A 17,487-nucleotide genomic window follows, 5' to 3' on the forward strand; every position below is an offset into this window, starting at 1 on the left:
GCTCACCGGGTGCGAGCCGGACCCCGCGCGTGCGCTTGCCGCTAGCTCACACGCGCTCCCACAAGGCGGGCACCGTCGGCGGATCCCAGCCTGGTTGGGACGTGTGCCCCTGCAAGCACCTGTACCCGACGCCGTCGTACGTCACGAGGGAGCCGGTCGCGTACGCGACGCCTGGCTGCCAGGTGGTCTGGCCGGGGTCCGTGGTGGTCGTCGTGGTCGGCGAGGTGGTGCTGGTTGGCGTGCCGCCGCTGACGATCAACTGGAGGCCGTAGACCTGGAGGATCTCGTTGACCGGCTGGAAGTAGATCGTCCCGCCGGACGTGCAGTTCCCGGAGCCACCGGAGGTGACGCCCTGCGCCTGGTCACCGGTCAGCCACGAGCCGCCGGAGTCGCCGGGTTCGGCGCAGGCGTTCGTGCGGGTGAGGCCGGTGATCGTGCCTTCGGGGTAGGTCACGGAGGTGTTCTTCTGCTGGATGGTGCCGCAGCGCCAGCCCGTGGTGGAGCCGGAGCGGCAGACGGAGGCGCCCACCGGAGCCTCGGTGGAACCGGCGACCGGCACCGTGCCGGGGTAGCGGTTGACCAGGGGGCGGCCGGTGTTGCCGGCGGCCGTGCGGACCCAGGCGTAGTCGTTGCCGGGGAAGCTGGAGCCGGCGAACGTGCCGCTGGGCTGGGTCGTGGTCGCGCCCGTGCGGCCGCAGTGCCCGGCGGTGACGAAGCCACCGTTGACCGCGAACCCGACCGAACAGCGGGAGCCGCTGCCGATGTAGTAGGCGTTGCCGCCGATCACGTCGATCAGCGGGCGCGGTTCCTCAGTGGAGGGTTCGACCCGGACGTCGTCGTCGGCCAGGCCGCTGGCGTGCGCGAACGCTTTCGCGGCGGCGGTGTCGCGGGCGAGGACGACCACGGTGTTCGTGGGGGCGTCGACGTACCAGCCGGGCACGGACCGGGGTGCGCTCCGCGCGTTCCGGTCGAGCTTGTCCTTCAGCGCGTCGAGCTGGGCCAGCGACCGGGGCACCACCGTCGCCCGCGCGCCCTCGGCCTCGACGGTCTGGATCTGCGACGCGGCCGTGACGCCGACGACGAGTCGGGTGGCGTCGGCGTTGAGCCAGGCGCCGGCGAAGCCCGGGCCGAGCCGTGCCTTGAGCGTGCTCTCGGTCCGTGCGGCGACCGCTTCGCGTTCGATGCGGGCGCGGGCCTGGTCGGGGGTGAGGTGGAGGTCGCGCGCCATGGCCGCGACCACGGCTCCGTCGACGGCGAGCTGTGGCGGTGGTGGACCCGCGTTCGCGGTGGTGGCCAGCGCAGCTGCCAATCCGGCAGCGCTCAGAACCGCCACGGCGACCGCGGCGACGCTACGTCGAGTCATCCGCTTGTCTCCTTGCAGGGGTGGTGACACGGGATGCGGGGCCGTTGAACCCGACGCTAGCCGGCCGAAACGCCCACCGGATATGCCAGTCAAGTCATAACGCCACGTTATGGTCCAGTCCACTCCCGATCTTCACCCACCCATTTCCGCACCTCAACCCCATCCGCCACCCACCCACCACCCCACAACTCACAACTCACAACTCACCACCGCACGAAGACCTCCCACCCACCGCCACCCCGGCACCCCCGCAAACGTTTGCCACCCGAGGCGAACAACGCCCACGCCAACGCGCACCGCCGACCGTCAATGGGCGCGATCAACGGCCGCAGACACGGCAACCGCAAGCGCAGGCGGCGGGCGTTGGAGTTCGGCGATCATGCGACAGTCGGCGCACCAGATGGCAGGGCGACTGGATGCGGGTTCGGGGGTCGGCTTCGTTTTAACCGAGGTACGGGAACAGTGTTTCCGTACAGTTTGGGGCGATGATCACTCGAAGGTGTGCCACGGGGTTAGCAGACGCAGAACTCGTTGCCCTCCGGGTCGGCCATGACCACGTGGTGTTCCGGATGTTCCTTCACCACGCTGCCGCCGGCCGCGACCAACTGCCCCACGGCGTTCGTGATCGCCGACCAACGCTCCGCCTCCGGCACCGCCGAGCTCACGCGGACGTCCAAGTGCAGGCGGATCTTCTCGGTCTTCGGCTCCCTCACCTGTTGCAGGAACAGTCGCGGACCGACGCCGGCTGGGTCGTGCAGCCAGGCGCCGTCCTCCTGATCATCGTCCGGATCGGCGAACTGCGCCGCCCACTCCTCCCTCGTCTTGAACGGCGCGGGCGGGGGCTCGGTTTCGTAGTTCAGGGCCAGTTTCCAGAATTCCGCCAGCTCGCTCGGGTGGTGGCAGTCGAGGGCCAAGCCAATGGTGTGCGCCATGCCGCGACGGTAGCGCCCAGGTCCGACAATTCCCCGCAGCCCGGAGGTCCGGTAAGTCCGAACACGGTTCACAGCAGGCTGAGTTGGGTGCCCTTGCGCTTCCGGCGCGGCTGGGTGTCGCCCAGCTGGTCGTAGGCCTTCAGCGCCGCCAGGAACGGAGAGCGCGGTCGGCCGGCCGCATGACTCAGGAACAGGTGTCGCTGCGCCCGGGTCATCCCGACGAACAACAGCCGCCGCTCCTCGTCCACCGCCTCCGCGTCGACCGACCCCGGCCAGCGCAACGGCAGCAGACCGTCCTCGCACCCGACGACGAACACCACCGGGAACTCCAAGCCCTTCGACGCGTGCAGCGTGAGCAGCGAGATCCGGTCCGCCCGCGGGTCCCACGTGTCCACCTCCACCCCCAGCGCGAGCGCCGTGTGGAAGCGCTCGAAGTCCGCCCCGCACTCGGCCGCCAGAGGTTTCAGCAGCTCATAGGCAGTGTGGTCGTCACCCGCGACGGCACGCACGCGTTCCAGCACAGTGGAGCCGGCCGCGAACTTCAGGTCCTGCGCGATCCGCGCCACCCCGGGCCGGTCCGCCAACCGGTCGTGCGAGCGCTTCTGGAACGGCAGGCCGGACTGCGTCAACGCCTCCACCAACGCCCGCGCCTGCCGATCCGTCCGGTACAGCACGGCGAAGTCCGAGAAGCCGAGCCCTTGCGTCCCGTCACCCACCACCCGCCCGCTGTCGAACGCGTGGAACGACGCACCGCCCAGCACCTGCTCGATCGTCCGCGCCACGAACCCCGCCTCGGCCGCCTCCGACGACGCGTGGTGCACACCGATCGGCGCGTCGCCGTGGTCCACCATCGGCCGCAGCTCTCGCCCCGGCACCAGCGACGACGGCGCGATCACCTCCAGCGCACCCGTCACGACCGCGGCCGACGACCGGTAGTTCCTGGTCAGCTGCACGGTCCGCGCCGCGGGGAAGTCCTCCCGGAACCGCAGGAAGAACCCGACGTCGGCACCTCGGAACCGGTAGATCGCCTGGTCCGGGTCGCCGATCGCGGTCAGGTTGCCGTCCGGCGGCGCCAGCAGCCGCAACAGCCGGTACTGCTGCTCGTCGACGTCCTGGTACTCGTCCACCGACACCCACCGCCACCGCGCCCGGTAACCGGAGACCAGCGCGGGCGACTCCTCCAACAACGACAGCGGCAACGAGATCAGGTCGTCGAAGTCCACCAGGTCCTGCGCGCGCAACGCCTTCTTGTACCGCGCGTCCCCGTCGGCGATCAGCGCCCGTGCCGCCTTCTCCTCCGCGACGACGGACAGCGCCACCGCCAGCTGCAGATCCGGGTCCGCCACCCCGAACGACGCCGACAACCCGAAGTACGCGCCGTGCTCACGCAGGATCAGCACCCCGAGCGAGTGGAACGTCGCGATCGTCAACTCGCCGACGGCGTCGGGCGCCAGCCGGGCCAGCCGCTCCGCCATCTCCTCCGCCGCACGCCGCGTGAACGTGATCGCCAGGCACTCCGACGCCGGCACGCCCCGTGACGTCACCAGGTCCGCGATCCGGTGCGTCAACGTCCGCGTCTTGCCCGTCCCCGGCCCGGCGATGATCAGCAACGGTCCGCCGTCCACCTCGGCCGCCGCCCGCTGCTCGGGGTCCAGACCGTCCAGCAACGACGAACCACCCGACTCCGGCCGAACAGGCTCGGGGCCGACGACGGGGACCGGCGCGGGCACCGGCCGCGCACGCTCCACAGTGGACGGAGCCGGAGGGGCGTAGTCGAACAACGCGAACGCCGAGCGCCGCCGCTCCAGCTCCCCCGGCTCGAACACCCGGATCACGCCGTACTCGCCGTCGTACCCCGAGTCGCGCACCACCTCGCCGCGCCGCAGCCGGGTCACCGCCTCGGCCAGCAACGGCGAGTGCACGGCGATGTCGTCCGCCGGCACGTCCTGGAGGATCACCAGCTCCGGCCCGAGCGCCGCCGTCAGCTTGTCGACCTCCGCGACCACCTTCTTGCTCTTCGGCCCGGTGCCGACGATCTCGCTCATGATCTCCGGCAACGGCACCAGGCTGGTGAACCCGGCCGCGCCGGCGGGCCGGGAGCCGTGCGGCCGGTCGGCCAGCTCCGCCACCCGGCTGAGCACCCCGACCGTCAACGGCTTGCCGCACTCCGGGCAGATCCCGTTGTGCGCCAGCGTCTCCTCGGGTTCCATCCGCACGCCGCACTTGCGGTGCCCGTCGACGTGGTACTTGCCCTCCTCCGGGAAGAACTCCAACGACCCGGCGAACCCGTCGCCGGTCTCCAACGCCGACCGCACCGAGTGGTAGTCCAGCTCCGTGTCGAACACGGTCGCCTCACGTCCCAGCGCCGGCGGCGAGTGCGCGTCCGAGTTGCTGACCAGCCGGTACCCGTCCAGGCTCGACACCCGCCAGTTCATCGCCGGGTCGGAGGACAGCCCGGTCTCCACCGCGAAGACGTGCGACGCGAGGTCGACGTAGCAGTCCTGGATCGCGTCGAACCCGGACTTCGAGCCGAGCACCGCGAACCACGGCGTCCACACGTGCGCGGGCACGAGGTAGCCGCCGCACTCCAGCGTGATCTCCAGCAGGTCGCGCGAGTCGAGGCCGAGGATCGGCCGCCCGTCCGACCCGAGGTTGCCGATCTTGGCCAGCCGGGCGTTGAACCGCGCGGCCGACGACAGGTCGGGCATGTACACGAGGTGGTGCACCTTGCGGGTGCGGTCGCCGCGCTTGTAGATGGTCGAGATCTCCACCGAGAGCATGAACCGCACCGGCGCCGCGGCCAACGACGGCGGCAGCCGGCGGTCGATGTCGCGGTCGAGGTCGTCGCGCAGCCGGTACAGCCCCGGTGACGCCTCGACCAGGCTCGACGTCAGGTGGTCGTACCAGGCGGGGTGGGTGAAGTCGCCGGTGCCGACCAGCGAGATCCCCTTGCGGCGGGCCCACCAGGTCAGGTGTTCGAGGTCGCAGTCGCGGCTGCAGGCCCGGGAGTACTTGGAGTGGATGTGGAGATCCGCCACAAAGCGCACCGGCCACAGCGTAGCGAGTGATCCACACCGAGCCCGCGCGAGGTCACGTCGAGGCGTCCCATCGCGGGTTCTCCCAAGGAATCCACAGCCGAGGGGTCCACACTTCCGGCCATGCCCGCCCGGACCGGCGAGGACGACCTGCTGCTCGGCCTGGCCGGGGGCGCCGACGACCACCTCGCCAAGCCGTGCAGCCCGCGTGAGCTGGTCGCCCGGGTGCGCACGGTGCTGCGGCGGGCCGCGCCGGTGGCGCCGGGGCTGCACCGGGTCGGCGGCTTGGTGGTCGACGTGGCGCGACACGAGGGAATGATCCGTCGATTCGTACGGAACGTGATGACAAATCCTCACAATCAGCGCAGTTGCTAGTCCAATCGAGTTAACTGAGCCCGTTTTTGACTCCGGTGCGTAACAACTGGTGGCGCGCACCGAATGTCCCACCGCAGAGCGAGTTCGGGGTGGACGGAAGGCGAGTCATTTGAACAAGATCACACGGGTGGCGGCGGCGCTGGTCGGCGCGGCCGTCGGGCTGGGACTGGCCGTCGCCGTGGCGGCGCCCGCGAGCGCGGCGGTCGCCGACGGCTACTACAAGCAGCCCTTCGACCCGACGGTGTGGCGCGTCGACGCCGGCACCGCCCGCGCCATCACCTACGACCAGTGGGCCGCCGCCGGTTTCCCGCAGCCCGCCGCCTCGCCGACGGACTACGTGAAGTACGCGTGGTCGCCCACCGTCTACGCGGTCACCTTCTGGGGCGATCCGCAGACGACGTGGGACTGGGACCGGCTCACCGAATCCCAGTGGCGGGCGTCGGGCAGCCCGGCGCCGCGCAACGCGGGCTGGATCGCGGGCAGCTACTACTACCAGTGGGGCACGTCCAACGAGCTCTTCGTCGAGGGCGAGGACGGGGTGAACCACAAGCTCACCTACGACGAGTGGTCCGCCTCCGGTTTCCGCGCGTTCGACCGGCGTGCCAACGAGGGCTTCCAGAAGCTGTCGTGGGCGCCGAACATCATGCGGATGTCCAACCTGGCCACCGGCTCCGGCTACTCGATCGGCTACGACGAGTGGCGAGCGGAGGCGTTCCCGACGCCGCAGGTCGTGCGTCGCGTCGCGAACGACGTCTTCTACAAGTACGGCACCGCCCCGACGATCTACTACCAGGGCCCCGCGTTCCACCGGGCCGTGAGCTACGCCGAGTGGGTCGGCGCCGGCAGCCCGTGGCCGGAGGTCCGTGCGCCGGGGAACCCCGGCAACAGCAAGGACTGCCACCACTTCGCCACCCAGCGCGAGGCGCAGGCGTGGTTCGACCTCTACTACCCGTACTACGGCGACGTGGCGCAACTGGACAGCGACAACGACCGCATCGCGTGCGAGTCCCTGCCGTAACGGGCACGGACGACGGCCCCCGCCCGACACCGGGCGGGGGCCGTTCGCGCGTTTCCGCCTGGGCTCACGGCGCCGCCGTCCGCCGACCGCGCGAGGAACCCCACCGGCGCATGGCCGGCCGCTCGACCACGCCGTACAGCAGCCAGGACACCAGCACCGAGATCACCAGGTAGAGCACGGTGAAACCGGTGTCCGCCGCGGCCCCGGCGTCGCCCTCGGGGTCCAGGAGCCGGTGCAGGTACAGGATCACCAGCACGTGTGTCATGTAGAACGCGAAGGAGATGTCCCCCAGCCAGATCCAGCTCCGCCTGCGCAGGCCGGGCGAGCCGGTGATGTCGGAGTGCGCCGAGGCCAGGACCATCATGGCCAGCGGCACCGCGAGGATCGCCGTGACCAGGTACGGGAACACCACCTGCAAGGAGGCGACGAAGCCGAGCGGCACGGCGATCAGCGCGAGGCCGAGGCGCTTCGGGTACCACCGGCCGGTGATGACGATCCGCGCCAGCAGGATGCCCAGGACGAACTCCAGGAGCCTGACGGGCGGGAAGTTGTAGGTGAGCCAGGTCTGGAGCAGCGTCGTCTGGAAGGGACCGCCCTTGGGTTCCGCCGGGGTGACCGCCATGATCACCAGGGGCACCACGGCGATCGCCGCGAGGCAGCCGGCGGCCCAGTGCCACAACCGCTCCGGCCGGATCTTGGCGATGAGCCGGTGCAGGTGGGGGAAGCAGAGGTAGAAGAACAGCTCGCAGGCCAACGTCCACGAGACCGGGTTCACCCCGAGCCCCACCTCCGGCAGGGAGATCCACGCCTCCACCAGCAGCAGCGTGCTGAGCGCCCGTAACGCACCCACCTGCTCGCCGGCCCACAGCAGCAGGACCAGCGCCACCACCCACGTGACCAGGTGGTTGGGGTAGATCTTGGCCAGGCGCCTGCGGATGAACGTCCGCGGCGTGTCCTCCTCGCGGGCCGACCAGGTCAGCACGAACCCGCTGAGCAGGAAGAAGAAGGAGACGCCGGCCAGCGCCGAGCGCAGCGCCACCGCGCCGAACGGCACCTGCTCCATGTCGCCGCCCGTGTACCAGACGTAGACGTAGACGTGCAGGACGAACACCAGCAGCGCCGCGCCGAAGCGCAGCGTGGTCAGGGAGTCGAGCCGGGTGCGTTCACCCGACACCGGTCGGTCGGGTGTCGCCTTCTCGTGGACGGTCATGGATGCGCTCCTGCTGCTCTGCCGACTCGCGTGCGTCGGGACGGAACCGGGTGGGTACGTGTGGGAGTGGTGGGTCGGGATGACCGACCCCGGCCGCAGCCCGGCCCGCGCCCGCTGTCGTTCGCCCCGGCCGGCGTGCGCTCTTCGCCGCGAGCGGGAACAAGATCCGCGGGTTGGCGTCGCGACGTGCGCCCGGTGGTCATCATCGGACAGGATGCGCTCCACCACCAGGACCTGTCGTGCGCGAATTCGGCTGAGCGCGGCCGCACGGTCCGCCTGACCGGGCGGCTCCCCTTTCCGGGTGCGGCCATCGCGCCGGACCGAATCACCACTTCGGACGATGCGGAAACCTCGCATTGTCGAAGTAGCGCACCGCCGGCCGAGCCGCCGACGATGGGTTGTCCAGCCCACCGCGGAGCAGGAGGCGATCTCGATGACCCAGGTGGATCCCGGGCGACGATTCTGCCGGATCTGCGGTGGCACCGTCGAGCAGTGCCTCGATTTCGGCACCCAGCCGGTGTCGAACGCGTTCCTGCTGCCCGAGCACATCGGCCGCGAGACGTACTTCCACCTGGCCGTCGGCCTGTGCCAGTCGTGCGGCATGGTGCAGCAGCTGGAGGAGGTGCCGCGCGAGGCCATGTTCGGTTTCGACTACCCGTACCGCTCGTGCATGTCCGCGTTGATGCGCAAGCACTTCCAGCAGACGGCGCAGCAGCTGCTGGAAACCGAGCTGGCCAAGCCCGACCCGTTCATCGTGGAGATCGGCAGCAACGACGGCATCATGCTCGACACGGTCCGCCGGGCGGGCGTGCGCCACCTCGGCGTCGACCCGTCCGGCGGGCCGGCAGAGGTCGCCAGGGACAAGGGCATCCGCGTCCGGGTCGACTACTTCGAGGAGTCGTCGGCGCGGGCGATCCGCGCCGAGGACGGCCCGGCGGACGTGATCTTCTCCGCCAACACGATCAGCCACATCGCCTACATGGACTCGATCCTGCGCGGTGTCGACGCGCTGCTCGCGGACGACGGCGTGTTCGTCGTGGAGGACCGCTACCTCGGCGACGTGGTCGAGCACAACTACTTCGACCAGATCTACGACGAGCACTTCTACCTGTTCGCGATCAAGTCGGTCGGCGCGATGGTGGCCAGGTTCGGGTTCGAGCTCGTCGACGCCGAGCGCATCCCGGTGCACGGCGGCGCGATGCGCTACACGATCGCGCGGGCCGGCCGCCGTGCGGTCAGTCAGGCGGTGCTCGACCTGGCCGACGGCGAAGCGGAGATCGGCTTGGACCGGCTCGCGGTCTACGCGCGCTTCCGCGACGAGATCAAGTCGATCCGATCGGAACTGACGGCACTCCTGACCGACTTGCGCGCTCAGGGCAAGACCGTCGTCGGGTACGGCGCCACGTCGAAGAGCGCGACGGTCACCAACTACTGCGGTATCGGGCCGGACCTCGTGCCGTACATCTCCGACACGACACCGGTGAAGCAGGGCCGCGTGACGCCGGGCTCGCACATCCCGATCGTCGCGCCGGAGCGGTTCTCGCGGTCCTACCCGGACTACGCGCTGCTGTTCGCCTGGAACCACGCCGACGAGATCATGGCTAAAGAACGCGCGTTCCGCGAGTCCGGTGGCAAGTGGATTCTCTACGTGCCCCGCGTGCACGTCGTCTGACCACAGGCACCGCGCACCGGTCACCGCGTTCGTGGCGCGTCACGGAGTTCGCGCTGGTCATCGGGGCGGTGGCTCAGCCGTTCAGGACGGACTTCCAGGTGCGGCGCAGGCCCTCGGTGAACGTGGTGGACGGTCGCCAGCCCAACACCTCCTCGGCGAGCCCGACGTCCAGCAGGATCGTCCGCCGGTCGAACTCGCGGGAGGGTGACCGGTCCACCGTCGACCGCACGCCGGTCACGTCCTCGACCTCGCGCCGCAACCGGCCGAGGGAGACGGGGTCGCCGGAGCCGATGTTGAGGGCGAACGGCAGGTCGCCGCCGTCGTGCCGGGAGACGCGGATCAGGGCGTCCACGACGTCGTCCACGTACACGAAGTCCCGGCTGATGTCGTCGTCGCCGATCTGGCGCAGGCGTTCCCCCTTGGCGACGGCGGTCAGCCAGTGCGCGATCACGCCGTGCCCGGGGTCCGTCCGGTGGCCGGGCCCGTAGAGGCTGGCCAGGCGCGCCACCACCGGGCGCACCCCCGGCGCGGCGCGCAGCGCCTTTTCCATCTCCAGCTTGCACCGGCTGTACGCGGTGCCCGGCCGCAGCGGCGTGCGCTCGGTGAATGGTGGTTCCGCGGCCCGGTCGTAGCAGTCGGCGGTGCCGGCCAGAACTACCGTCGGATTGGTTCCCAGAGCGCCCAGGGCGGTGACGAGCCGGCTGAAGTCGGCGAGATCGCGGTCCGCTCTTTCAGGGAACTTCTCGGCTGTTCCGGGCGTGACGCTGGTGGCGACGTAGAAGACCACACCGGCGGTGCGGAGTGCCGGCGACAGCCCGTCGTCAACGATGGCGGGTTCACGCCTGGTGACCTTCGAGACCTGCGCGGATGCCCGTTCCAGCCCCGCGACGAGCGCCGATCCGAGGAATCCGCGGGCGCCCACCACCACCGCATGCATGACTTCTTCCTCCGGTCGCGAACCGGCAGCGTGCCACACCACCACGCGGACCGGGTACAGCCGCCTGGAAGATCCGCATTTTCGAAGAAGACCCTGGACGGACGCGCGTGCCGGTTGACAGCATGTGCCGGAAAGAAATGGGGACGTTTATCCGGACGGCTGCCCGCGCGCCGTTCGCCGAATGGTCGGGAAAGGCGCAGTATGCGTTTTCTGTTCACCGCATGGCCCACGCCTTCGCACCTGTTCCCCCTCGTTCCGCTGGCCCACGCGCTCATGGGCGCGGGCCACGAGGTGCGCGTCGCGTCCGCGCCCTCCCTGGCCGACGCGATCCGCGCCTGCGGCCTCACCGCGGTGCCCCTCGGCGACGGCTCCGGCACACCCACGGGTCCGGGCAAGATCGCGCCGGCGGACGTCTCGGCGCGCTTCGACGACCTCGCCGCCCGGCTCGGGTTGTCCGGGGACGAACTCGCCACCTGGGACGTCGTCCGCTACTTCATGCTGCCGCCGATGTGGGACTTCCACCCCTTCGGCGCGGCGGCGTCCGACCCGCACCCCGAGGTCGACGACCTGGTCGAGTACACCCGCGTGTGGCGGCCGGACATGGTCCTGTGGGATCCGCCGTTCCTCGCCGGCTCCATCGCGGCCAAGGTGAACGGTGTCGCGCACGCCCGGCTCATGTGGAGCCAGGACTACTTCCCGTTCGCGGTGCGCGCGATGGAACGCGCTCCCGGTGACTGGGACCCGTTCGTGGAGACCGTGCGCCCGGCCGCCGAGCGGCACGGCGTGGAGGTGGACGAAGAGCTGCTGCTCGGCCAGTTCACCGTGGACGCGATGCCCACCGGCATGCGCTTGCCGGACGCCACCAAGGCGATGCCGATGCGCTGGGTGCCGTTCACCGGCACCACGACCATCCCGGACTGGCTCCACGCCGAGCGTTCCAGGCCGCGGGTCGCACTGTCCCTCGGCCAGTCCCGCCGCCTGGTCATCAAGGACGACGGCTGGGACCCGATGGCGGACGTGCTGGACATGGTCGGGCAGCTGGACGTCGAGGTCGTGGCGACCCTCGACGCGACCCAGCTGGCGAACGTGCCCTCGGTGCCGGACAACGTGCGCGTGATCGACTACATGCCGCTGAACGTGCTGCTGCCGACGTGTGACGCGATCATCCACCACGGCGCAATCGGGACGTTCGGCGCGGCGGCGACCTTCAAGGTGCCGCAGCTGATCGTCGACTCCCACGCGCAGCACCTGAACCCCGCGTTCGGCGACGAGTGGTCCGCCGCCTGCCGGACCATGATCTCCAAGAACGCCGCGCGCTACGTGCCCGACCGCGGCGCGGGTTTCGCCCTGGACGTGCAGGGCGCTCCGGAAGAGGCCCGGACCCGCATCAAGGTGGTGCTCGAAGAGCCGGGCATCCGCGACGGCGTCGAGCGGGTCCACGCCGAGCTGATGGCGACCCCCAGCCCGCACGACGTGGTCCCGGAACTGGAGGAAGCGGCGCGGCGCGGGCGCACCGCGTGACGCGGTCGACCGGGAAGGCGTGACGTGGGAGCGGACGGCGGGTCCGAACCGCGCGCCAGTGGCCGCGACTGGCTGGGCTTCGCGGTCCTGGCGCTGGTCCCGGTGCTGCTCTCGCTCGACGTCAGCGTGCTGTTCCTGGCGCTGCCGGAGCTCAGCGCCGTCCTGGCGCCCGACAGCGCCGAGCTGCTGTGGATCGGCGACATCTACCCCTTCATGATCGCCGGTTCCCTCGTCACGGCGGGCACCCTCGGCGACCGGGTCGGCCGCAAGAAGCTGCTGCTCATCGGCGGCGCGCTGTTCGGGTTGGCGTCGATCCTGACCGCTTACTCCGGCAGCCCCGGCATGCTCATCGCGGCCCGGGCGCTGCTCGGGGTGGCCGGCGCGATCATGCTGCCGAACACGCTGGCGCTGGTGGTGGTCATGTTCACCAACCCCAAGCAGCGCAGCCTCGCGATCGGCGTCTGGATCAGCTGCTTCATGGCGGGCATCGCGGTCGGCCCGGTGATCGGCGGGCTGGTGCTCGACGCGTTCTGGTGGGGCGCGGCGTTCCTGGTCGGCGTGCCGGTCATGGTGGCCCTGCTGGTGCTCGGTCCGCTGACGCTGCCGGAGTTCCGCAACCCGCGGGCCGGGCGGATCGACCTGCCGAGCGTGGTGCTGTCGTTGGCCGCGATCCTGCCCGTGGTGTACGGGCTCAAGGGTTTCGCCCGCGACGGCGTCACCGCCGTGAACGCGGTCGCGCTGCTGGTCGGCCTCGGCTTCGGCACGGTGTTCGTGGTGCGGCAGCACAAGCTGCCCAGCCCGCTGCTGGACCTCAAGCTGTTCCGCAACCGCACGTTCGCGGGCGGTATCGGGATCATGCTGCTGGCGTCGGCGAACATCTCCGGCTCGATGCTGCTGGCCAGCCAGTACCTGCAGCAGGTGCTCGGGTTCTCGGCGGTGCGGGCCGGGTTCTGGCTCGTGGTGCCGGCGATCGGGCTGGTGACGGCTTCACTGCTGTCGCCGATCGCCGCACGACGGCTGAGGCCCGGCTACGTGATGGCGGTCGGTCTGGCGATCGCCGCCGCCGGTTTCGCGGTGCTGACGCAGATGACCACGACCAGCGGTGTCGCGCTGCTCGTGACCGGGTCGATCATGGTGCAGTTCGGCATCGGGGCCGGCGGGTCGTTGGGGACCGACCTGGTCGTCGGTACGGCGCCGGCGGAGGCGGCGGGTTCCGCTTCATCGTTGGTGCAGACGGGGACCGAGTTGGGCACCGCGCTGGGCATCGCCGGTTTCGGCACGATCGCGGTCGCCGTCTACCGGGCCGACATGGCGACCTCGTCCGTCGTCGACGCCCGCGACACGGTGCCGGGCGCGTTGACCGCGGCGGAGGGACTGCCGCCGGACGTGGCCGCGGGCTTGTTGTCGGAGGCTCGCGAGGCGTTCACCGGCGGTGTGACGCTCGCGGCGGGCACCAGCGCGGTGATCGTGTCGGCGCTGACCGTGGCGACGGTCGTGCTGCTCCGCCACGCGAAGCCACTCGGCCAAGCCGCACCCACCGCGGAGGTCGCCACGAAGACGGGCGCGGATGGCTGAGTTCCGGGGCGGCGGGCGAGATGGTTCGCGCTTTCCGCGATCACCGGCATCGTCAGGAACCCCGTGCGGCCACCCAGGAACTCGATCCGGGTGTTTGCCGAAGCGCATGGCCCACTCCGTTTACCGGCCCGCGGTGCGATCGGTGACATGCGAGGACGTCGTCGACATGGACCGTATCGACGCCGACGCCGACGCCGACGCCGACGCCGACGCCGACACCGACGCCGACACCGACGCCGACGCCGACGCCGACGACAAGGCCCGACCGCTCAAGCACCGGACCCGACAACGCCGACTCCGCGAACGCGAAGCCGATCTCCTCGAAGAACTGGAGAACGAACCCACCGTGCCCGACGCGGCCACGCACAGAAGAGGCGGAAACCGGCTTACCGGTTCCCGCCTCTGAAGGTGTTCGTACACCTTGGTCTCTGGTGGAGCTCCTATCCAGATATTCCAACCGCCCCGAGCTCCTGGGGCCGCTGGTCAGGTCATGGAGATGATCGACTCGGGCGTGGACGAGACGATGGAGGCCATGTCATCGGTCGCATCACCCAACCCTCGACCATGGTCGGCGAAGGATCGGCTCGGCGAGCGGGAGCTGGAAAAGATGGCTGAGCTGTACGCCGAGGGCACTACCGGAGAGGTGTTGGCGAAGCGGTACGGCATCAGCGCGCGGACGGTGCGGCGGATCATGAGCGAGCAAGGGGTTAGGAAGCCGCTCCACGGCAGTGACCGGCTCCCGAGAACCGGGCTGGCGCTATGGCTCGTTGCTTCGCTGCCATGGCGCTTCGGGATCGGCCAGTGTGTCGAGGATGAGCTGACACCACGTGTGTGCGGCACCGACCGCCAGATACGCATCGCGCGGTCGAAGTCCGACAGGCGCTTGTGCAGGGCCATGACCGGTGCCGTACCCGCGGTTGCGTAGCTCGGCCACCCCGATTGCGGCTGAGACCAAGCCGCCAAGGAACTTCTTGACGGCATCCGAACCATCCGGCCCTTGCGTGGCGCTTGCCGGGTGCAGGTGCAAGGCGCGTTGCGCTCGGCTGATGAGGGCTGGGAGGTCATCGTTGCGCTCGTCAACTGCCTCGACCGAGCTGCACCAGAACCACCTTCGCCGTGGACTCGATCAGCTCCTCGGCGGCGCCGATGGCCTCTCGCGGATGCTCCCGCAGGACACGGGCGATGCGCTCGAGAAGCCGTCGGATCTCCTCCGCTTCGAACAGAAACCGCTGCGACTGCACCAGGCGGTCGAAGCAAGCCTCGGGTGCTTCGGCCCCGCGGAGCAGGCACAGGACGAACAGCCAGTAGGCGGCTTGGCCGACGTAGTGCATCTCCGCCCGTCGACACCAGGGAAGCGCGCCAAGTGGTGCGCGATGTCGTTGCGGTAGTCCTTGGCCTTCGTGCACCACGCAGTGCCCCTGCCACAACCGACCAGCCGCTCGAACGGTGCACCAGCATGATCGGCAAGCCGCTCCAGCCTGGCCAACAGCGTGATGTTGCCACCAAAGCGCTGCCGGTCGAAGCCCTCGAGCGTGGCGATCCGGCTGACCACGACGTCCTGCACCATGGTGTTAGGGGTGTACCGGGTCATCATCATGCAGCCGAGCAGCTGGCGGTACGTCTCGGTAACCCGCATACAGCGCCCGACGCCCTCGATGCCCCCGAACTCCTCGTCGCGACATCGGCCGCAGTCGGAATCCACTAGTTCAAACTAATCCAGGTCGAACTGTAGGCGAAGTAACTATAACCTGGCGCGTGCAGTGGAGCGGCCACGAAAGGTTCCCCACCATTATCCACTCTATAAGGGTAGTAGTGACCTCCCACCTCGACGTCGAGGTCAAGGTGCCAGCGACAGTAGCAAGGCCCGGAATCTGCCATTACCATAACTTGATCAGACCTGGCTGCGGTTACCTCAAGTGCAAATGGCCGGATCGGGGGGTCAGGGTCGGCCGCATCTTCAGAGTACCGATATGTTGCCTGGGCCTTGTCGAGGTCAATGCGCAGGTACGACATCTCAGGAGGGCTTCCTTGCTGACAAGCAGCAACGTCACCAACCAGCTCCCCTACCAGTCGCTCGACGTGAACCTTGACGCCGTGCACTCGGACAGTCTCGTCCGAGATCGCAGATACCGTGAAGGAAACATAACTCGTACCCGTCGGAACGCCGCCGTTATCCAGCGCCCACTGTTGCCAGTCGTAGCAACCGTTCGGCGGATAGGGCGCCGGTAAGCCTGCCAACGCTCCCGGAGGGAACAGATAGCTACTTGCACCACCGGTCTTTATGCCGAAGTTGACGTCTGTGGTATCTGTGAGGACTTTTATGTTGAAGACCTCGTGAGCTTCAGGCGGCAATGCGGCTACGACCCGCGGCGACGCCGTCGCTCTACCTGCAACCGACTCGGATTTCGGCACAACGATCAGGGCAAATAACTCTACTATCAGAACACCAAGGATCATTAATCGCCAAGGGAGCGGAACCGGGCCAAGTTCCGACAGGCTCCGGCGCCGTCCGTGGAGGTGAGTAGTAGAGAAGTTTTGGATGCCCGCGTTGACAGGTGCCATATAGGCCGCGTCAACACGCCCGGACTGAAGGACATTGCCCTCGACGGTACCGCTGACGTGGTTCTCAGTGTTCACCTTACGCTTCGCCACTCGGTCAGCCTCCGAAACTCACTTCTGCATAATGCGAGCAACACCGAAACTCGACTCGAACTGGTATCGCCGCTCGCCTGATACTCGTTAGCCCTCGGTGATCTACCGTGACGGAGCCGCAACATCCTTCACAGACCCCGTGCATAGTCGTCAGCTGCCAGCGCACCGTCCTGCCCCGTACATTGCCGCTATGCCCGCTCCCGCTCTCCAGCTGCCCTCACCCCTCGCCCAGCTCCACGACGAGTGGCTCAGCACGCGGGGTGTCCGGCTGCACCTCAAGCGGGACGACCTCATCCACCCCGAGCTTCGCGGCAACAAGTGGCGGAAGCTGCGGCTCGGCTTGTGGATAGTGTTCGTAAGCCGTTCCTGGGTGACCGGGCGGAGTGCGGTGTGGCGGTTCGGGTCGTGGTGTGGGCGGCCAAGGCCTGCATGGAACTCCGGAACGTATCCCACCACGACTCGGACAGGTCGGGGTCCTGCTTCAGGGTGCCTCCGGCCTTGATGGGCGCGTCTGCCACCAGTTCGGTTTCGTCGGCTCGCCACATGACGCCGAGGTCGTGGTCAATCCAAGAGACGCCTTGCAGCCAGGCGGGCATGGCGACGCCGTCTAGGACGGCGGCAGTTTCGAGGCCCCAGCCCTGTCCGTCCATCCGCGCCAGGTCTTTGACTTCGATGCGCACCCAGGTGTCGCGCGTGGTGGCGTAGCCGAAGGAGCGACGTTTGCGGACTTCGGACTGGGGGGTCGAAGTCGACGGCGAGGGTTTGCTGGACGCGAGAGGTGACTGCTTCGGTGGAGGTTTTGCGGAGGTCGGGGGTCGCGACTAAAGGATAGCCATGAGAGGCCCTGCCGTCCCAGTTCCGCTACTCAGACTCAGATTCCTGGATAAGTTGCAGAACATAAGAGACCAACGGCCGAGCATCTGACGGCGCAACTCTAATACCTACGCCTGGGTCAGACTGCATTCCAAACCACACACCGTCACCATCAACTCGAACCTCTCCCTCATCGCCACCTGTCCAGAACGGCAGATCACCCTTTCCATCTATGGCATCAAGCACTCCGCTCCATAGATCCTCAAAGCCGCCGATATCCTCAATAACTCTCACCAAAACTGACAGATCCGTTGACCCCGAAACATCGAGCTCGCCATCATCGCGCATTGCAATAGTCAGTTTTTGAAGTAGATTCATGATTCG

At 68.8% G+C, this 17,487-nt stretch carries 17 protein-coding genes; 7 read left to right on the forward strand and 10 right to left on the reverse strand.

The window, feature by feature from the left end; genetic code table 11:
- Positions 1–46 precede the first annotated feature (46 nt).
- The 3 genes from AB0H12_RS08640 to AB0H12_RS08650 form a co-directional block, all read right to left on the reverse strand.
- Complete coding sequence (locus AB0H12_RS08640) at positions 47–1,363, reverse strand: alpha-lytic protease prodomain-containing protein (protein WP_499621857.1); 1,317 nt, start codon at positions 1,361–1,363, stop codon at positions 47–49.
- Positions 1,364–1,875: 512 nt separating this feature from the next.
- Positions 1,876–2,295 (reverse strand): VOC family protein, encoded by a 420-nt coding sequence (locus tag AB0H12_RS08645; RefSeq protein ID WP_499621859.1) that lies wholly within the window; start codon positions 2,293–2,295, stop codon positions 1,876–1,878.
- A 68-nt stretch (positions 2,296–2,363) separates the two neighbouring features.
- Positions 2,364–5,342 carry a UvrD-helicase domain-containing protein gene (locus AB0H12_RS08650; RefSeq protein ID WP_499621860.1) on the reverse strand — a complete coding sequence of 993 codons (2,979 nt, stop codon included), beginning with the start codon at positions 5,340–5,342 and terminating at the stop codon, positions 2,364–2,366.
- A 111-nt stretch (positions 5,343–5,453) separates the two neighbouring features.
- Between AB0H12_RS08650 and AB0H12_RS08655 the strand changes: the two genes are divergently transcribed.
- Together AB0H12_RS08655 and AB0H12_RS08660 are read left to right on the forward strand one after the other, a co-directional pair.
- The gene (locus AB0H12_RS08655; protein WP_499621862.1) at positions 5,454–5,705 is read left to right on the forward strand and encodes a hypothetical protein; all 252 of its coding nucleotides are present in this window, start codon (positions 5,454–5,456) and stop codon (positions 5,703–5,705) included.
- A gap of 109 nt (positions 5,706–5,814) precedes the next feature.
- On the forward strand, positions 5,815–6,723 hold the full coding sequence (locus AB0H12_RS08660; RefSeq protein WP_499621863.1) for a hypothetical protein: 909 nt from the start codon (positions 5,815–5,817) through the stop codon (positions 6,721–6,723).
- Between the two features lie 64 nt (positions 6,724–6,787).
- On the opposite strand, the gene AB0H12_RS08665 is transcribed toward AB0H12_RS08660, so the two are convergent.
- The gene (locus AB0H12_RS08665; protein ID WP_499621865.1) at positions 6,788–7,933 is read right to left on the reverse strand and encodes an acyltransferase family protein; all 1,146 of its coding nucleotides are present in this window, start codon (positions 7,931–7,933) and stop codon (positions 6,788–6,790) included.
- A 433-nt stretch (positions 7,934–8,366) separates the two neighbouring features.
- Between AB0H12_RS08665 and AB0H12_RS08670 the strand changes: the two genes are divergently transcribed.
- Positions 8,367–9,605, forward strand: a complete 1,239-nt coding sequence (locus tag AB0H12_RS08670) for a methyltransferase domain-containing protein (protein WP_499621866.1) — start codon at positions 8,367–8,369, stop codon at positions 9,603–9,605.
- Between the two features lie 73 nt (positions 9,606–9,678).
- Here the strand turns inward: AB0H12_RS08670 and AB0H12_RS08675 are convergent, their stop codons facing one another.
- On the reverse strand, positions 9,679–10,542 hold the full coding sequence (locus AB0H12_RS08675; RefSeq protein WP_499621867.1) for an NAD-dependent epimerase/dehydratase family protein: 864 nt from the start codon (positions 10,540–10,542) through the stop codon (positions 9,679–9,681).
- Between the two features lie 201 nt (positions 10,543–10,743).
- Between AB0H12_RS08675 and AB0H12_RS08680 the strand changes: the two genes are divergently transcribed.
- The 3 genes from AB0H12_RS08680 to AB0H12_RS08690 all read left to right on the forward strand — a co-directional run bounded on the left by AB0H12_RS08680 (position 10,744) and on the right by AB0H12_RS08690 (position 14,044).
- Positions 10,744–12,063, forward strand: a complete 1,320-nt coding sequence (locus AB0H12_RS08680) for a nucleotide disphospho-sugar-binding domain-containing protein (RefSeq protein WP_499621869.1) — start codon at positions 10,744–10,746, stop codon at positions 12,061–12,063.
- Between the two features lie 24 nt (positions 12,064–12,087).
- Positions 12,088–13,638, forward strand: a complete 1,551-nt coding sequence (locus AB0H12_RS08685) for an MFS transporter (RefSeq protein ID WP_499621871.1) — start codon at positions 12,088–12,090, stop codon at positions 13,636–13,638.
- Positions 13,639–13,804: 166 nt separating this feature from the next.
- Positions 13,805–14,044, forward strand: coding sequence for a hypothetical protein (locus AB0H12_RS08690; RefSeq protein ID WP_499621872.1), 240 nt, complete (start codon positions 13,805–13,807; stop codon positions 14,042–14,044).
- Positions 14,045–14,121: 77 nt separating this feature from the next.
- Here the strand turns inward: AB0H12_RS08690 and AB0H12_RS08695 are convergent, their stop codons facing one another.
- From AB0H12_RS08695 to AB0H12_RS08705, 3 genes are all read right to left on the reverse strand, one after another.
- The gene (locus AB0H12_RS08695; RefSeq protein WP_499621874.1) at positions 14,122–14,331 is read right to left on the reverse strand and encodes a hypothetical protein; all 210 of its coding nucleotides are present in this window, start codon (positions 14,329–14,331) and stop codon (positions 14,122–14,124) included.
- A gap of 64 nt (positions 14,332–14,395) precedes the next feature.
- The gene (locus AB0H12_RS08700; RefSeq protein ID WP_499621876.1) at positions 14,396–14,665 is read right to left on the reverse strand and encodes an abortive infection family protein; all 270 of its coding nucleotides are present in this window, start codon (positions 14,663–14,665) and stop codon (positions 14,396–14,398) included.
- A gap of 49 nt (positions 14,666–14,714) precedes the next feature.
- Complete coding sequence (locus tag AB0H12_RS08705; protein WP_499621878.1) at positions 14,715–14,969, reverse strand: hypothetical protein; 255 nt, start codon at positions 14,967–14,969, stop codon at positions 14,715–14,717.
- 125 nt (positions 14,970–15,094) lie between these two features.
- On the opposite strand from AB0H12_RS08705, the gene AB0H12_RS08710 reads away from it, so the two are divergent.
- On the forward strand, positions 15,095–15,343 hold the full coding sequence (locus AB0H12_RS08710) for a hypothetical protein (protein ID WP_499621880.1): 249 nt from the start codon (positions 15,095–15,097) through the stop codon (positions 15,341–15,343).
- Here AB0H12_RS08710 and AB0H12_RS08715 read toward each other — a convergent pair.
- A complete protein-coding gene (locus AB0H12_RS08715; protein WP_499621882.1) occupies positions 15,340–16,290 on the reverse strand; it encodes a hypothetical protein in 951 nt (316 codons plus the stop codon). The two genes, AB0H12_RS08710 and AB0H12_RS08715, sit on opposite strands and share 4 nt — an antisense overlap.
- Positions 16,291–17,151: 861 nt before the next feature.
- Positions 17,152–17,481 carry a hypothetical protein gene (locus tag AB0H12_RS08720; protein ID WP_499621884.1) on the reverse strand — a complete coding sequence of 110 codons (330 nt, stop codon included), beginning with the start codon at positions 17,479–17,481 and terminating at the stop codon, positions 17,152–17,154.
- Between the last annotated feature and the right edge of the window lie 6 nt (positions 17,482–17,487).

The sequence above is a fragment of the Actinosynnema sp. NPDC023794 genome (assembly GCF_040639675.1).
GTDB lineage: Bacteria > Actinomycetota > Actinomycetes > Mycobacteriales > Pseudonocardiaceae > Actinosynnema > Actinosynnema luteola.

Coding starts and splice junctions, on each gene's coding strand:
- AB0H12_RS08640 (WP_499621857.1), bottom strand. CDS start 1,363: ATGACTCGACGTAGCGTCGCCGCGGTCGCCGTGGCGGTTCTGAGCGCT.
- AB0H12_RS08645 (WP_499621859.1), bottom strand. CDS start 2,295: ATGGCGCACACCATTGGCTTGGCCCTCGACTGCCACCACCCGAGCGAG.
- AB0H12_RS08655 (WP_499621862.1), top strand. CDS start 5,454: ATGCCCGCCCGGACCGGCGAGGACGACCTGCTGCTCGGCCTGGCCGGG.
- AB0H12_RS08665 (WP_499621865.1), bottom strand. CDS start 7,933: ATGACCGTCCACGAGAAGGCGACACCCGACCGACCGGTGTCGGGTGAA.
- AB0H12_RS08670 (WP_499621866.1), top strand. CDS start 8,367: ATGACCCAGGTGGATCCCGGGCGACGATTCTGCCGGATCTGCGGTGGC.
- AB0H12_RS08675 (WP_499621867.1), bottom strand. CDS start 10,542: ATGCATGCGGTGGTGGTGGGCGCCCGCGGATTCCTCGGATCGGCGCTC.
- AB0H12_RS08680 (WP_499621869.1), top strand. CDS start 10,744: ATGCGTTTTCTGTTCACCGCATGGCCCACGCCTTCGCACCTGTTCCCC.
- AB0H12_RS08690 (WP_499621872.1), top strand. CDS start 13,805: ATGGACCGTATCGACGCCGACGCCGACGCCGACGCCGACGCCGACGCC.
- AB0H12_RS08695 (WP_499621874.1), bottom strand. CDS start 14,331: ATGATCCGCCGCACCGTCCGCGCGCTGATGCCGTACCGCTTCGCCAAC.
- AB0H12_RS08705 (WP_499621878.1), bottom strand. CDS start 14,969: ATGCACTACGTCGGCCAAGCCGCCTACTGGCTGTTCGTCCTGTGCCTG.
- AB0H12_RS08710 (WP_499621880.1), top strand. CDS start 15,095: ATGATCGGCAAGCCGCTCCAGCCTGGCCAACAGCGTGATGTTGCCACC.
- AB0H12_RS08720 (WP_499621884.1), bottom strand. CDS start 17,481: ATGAATCTACTTCAAAAACTGACTATTGCAATGCGCGATGATGGCGAG.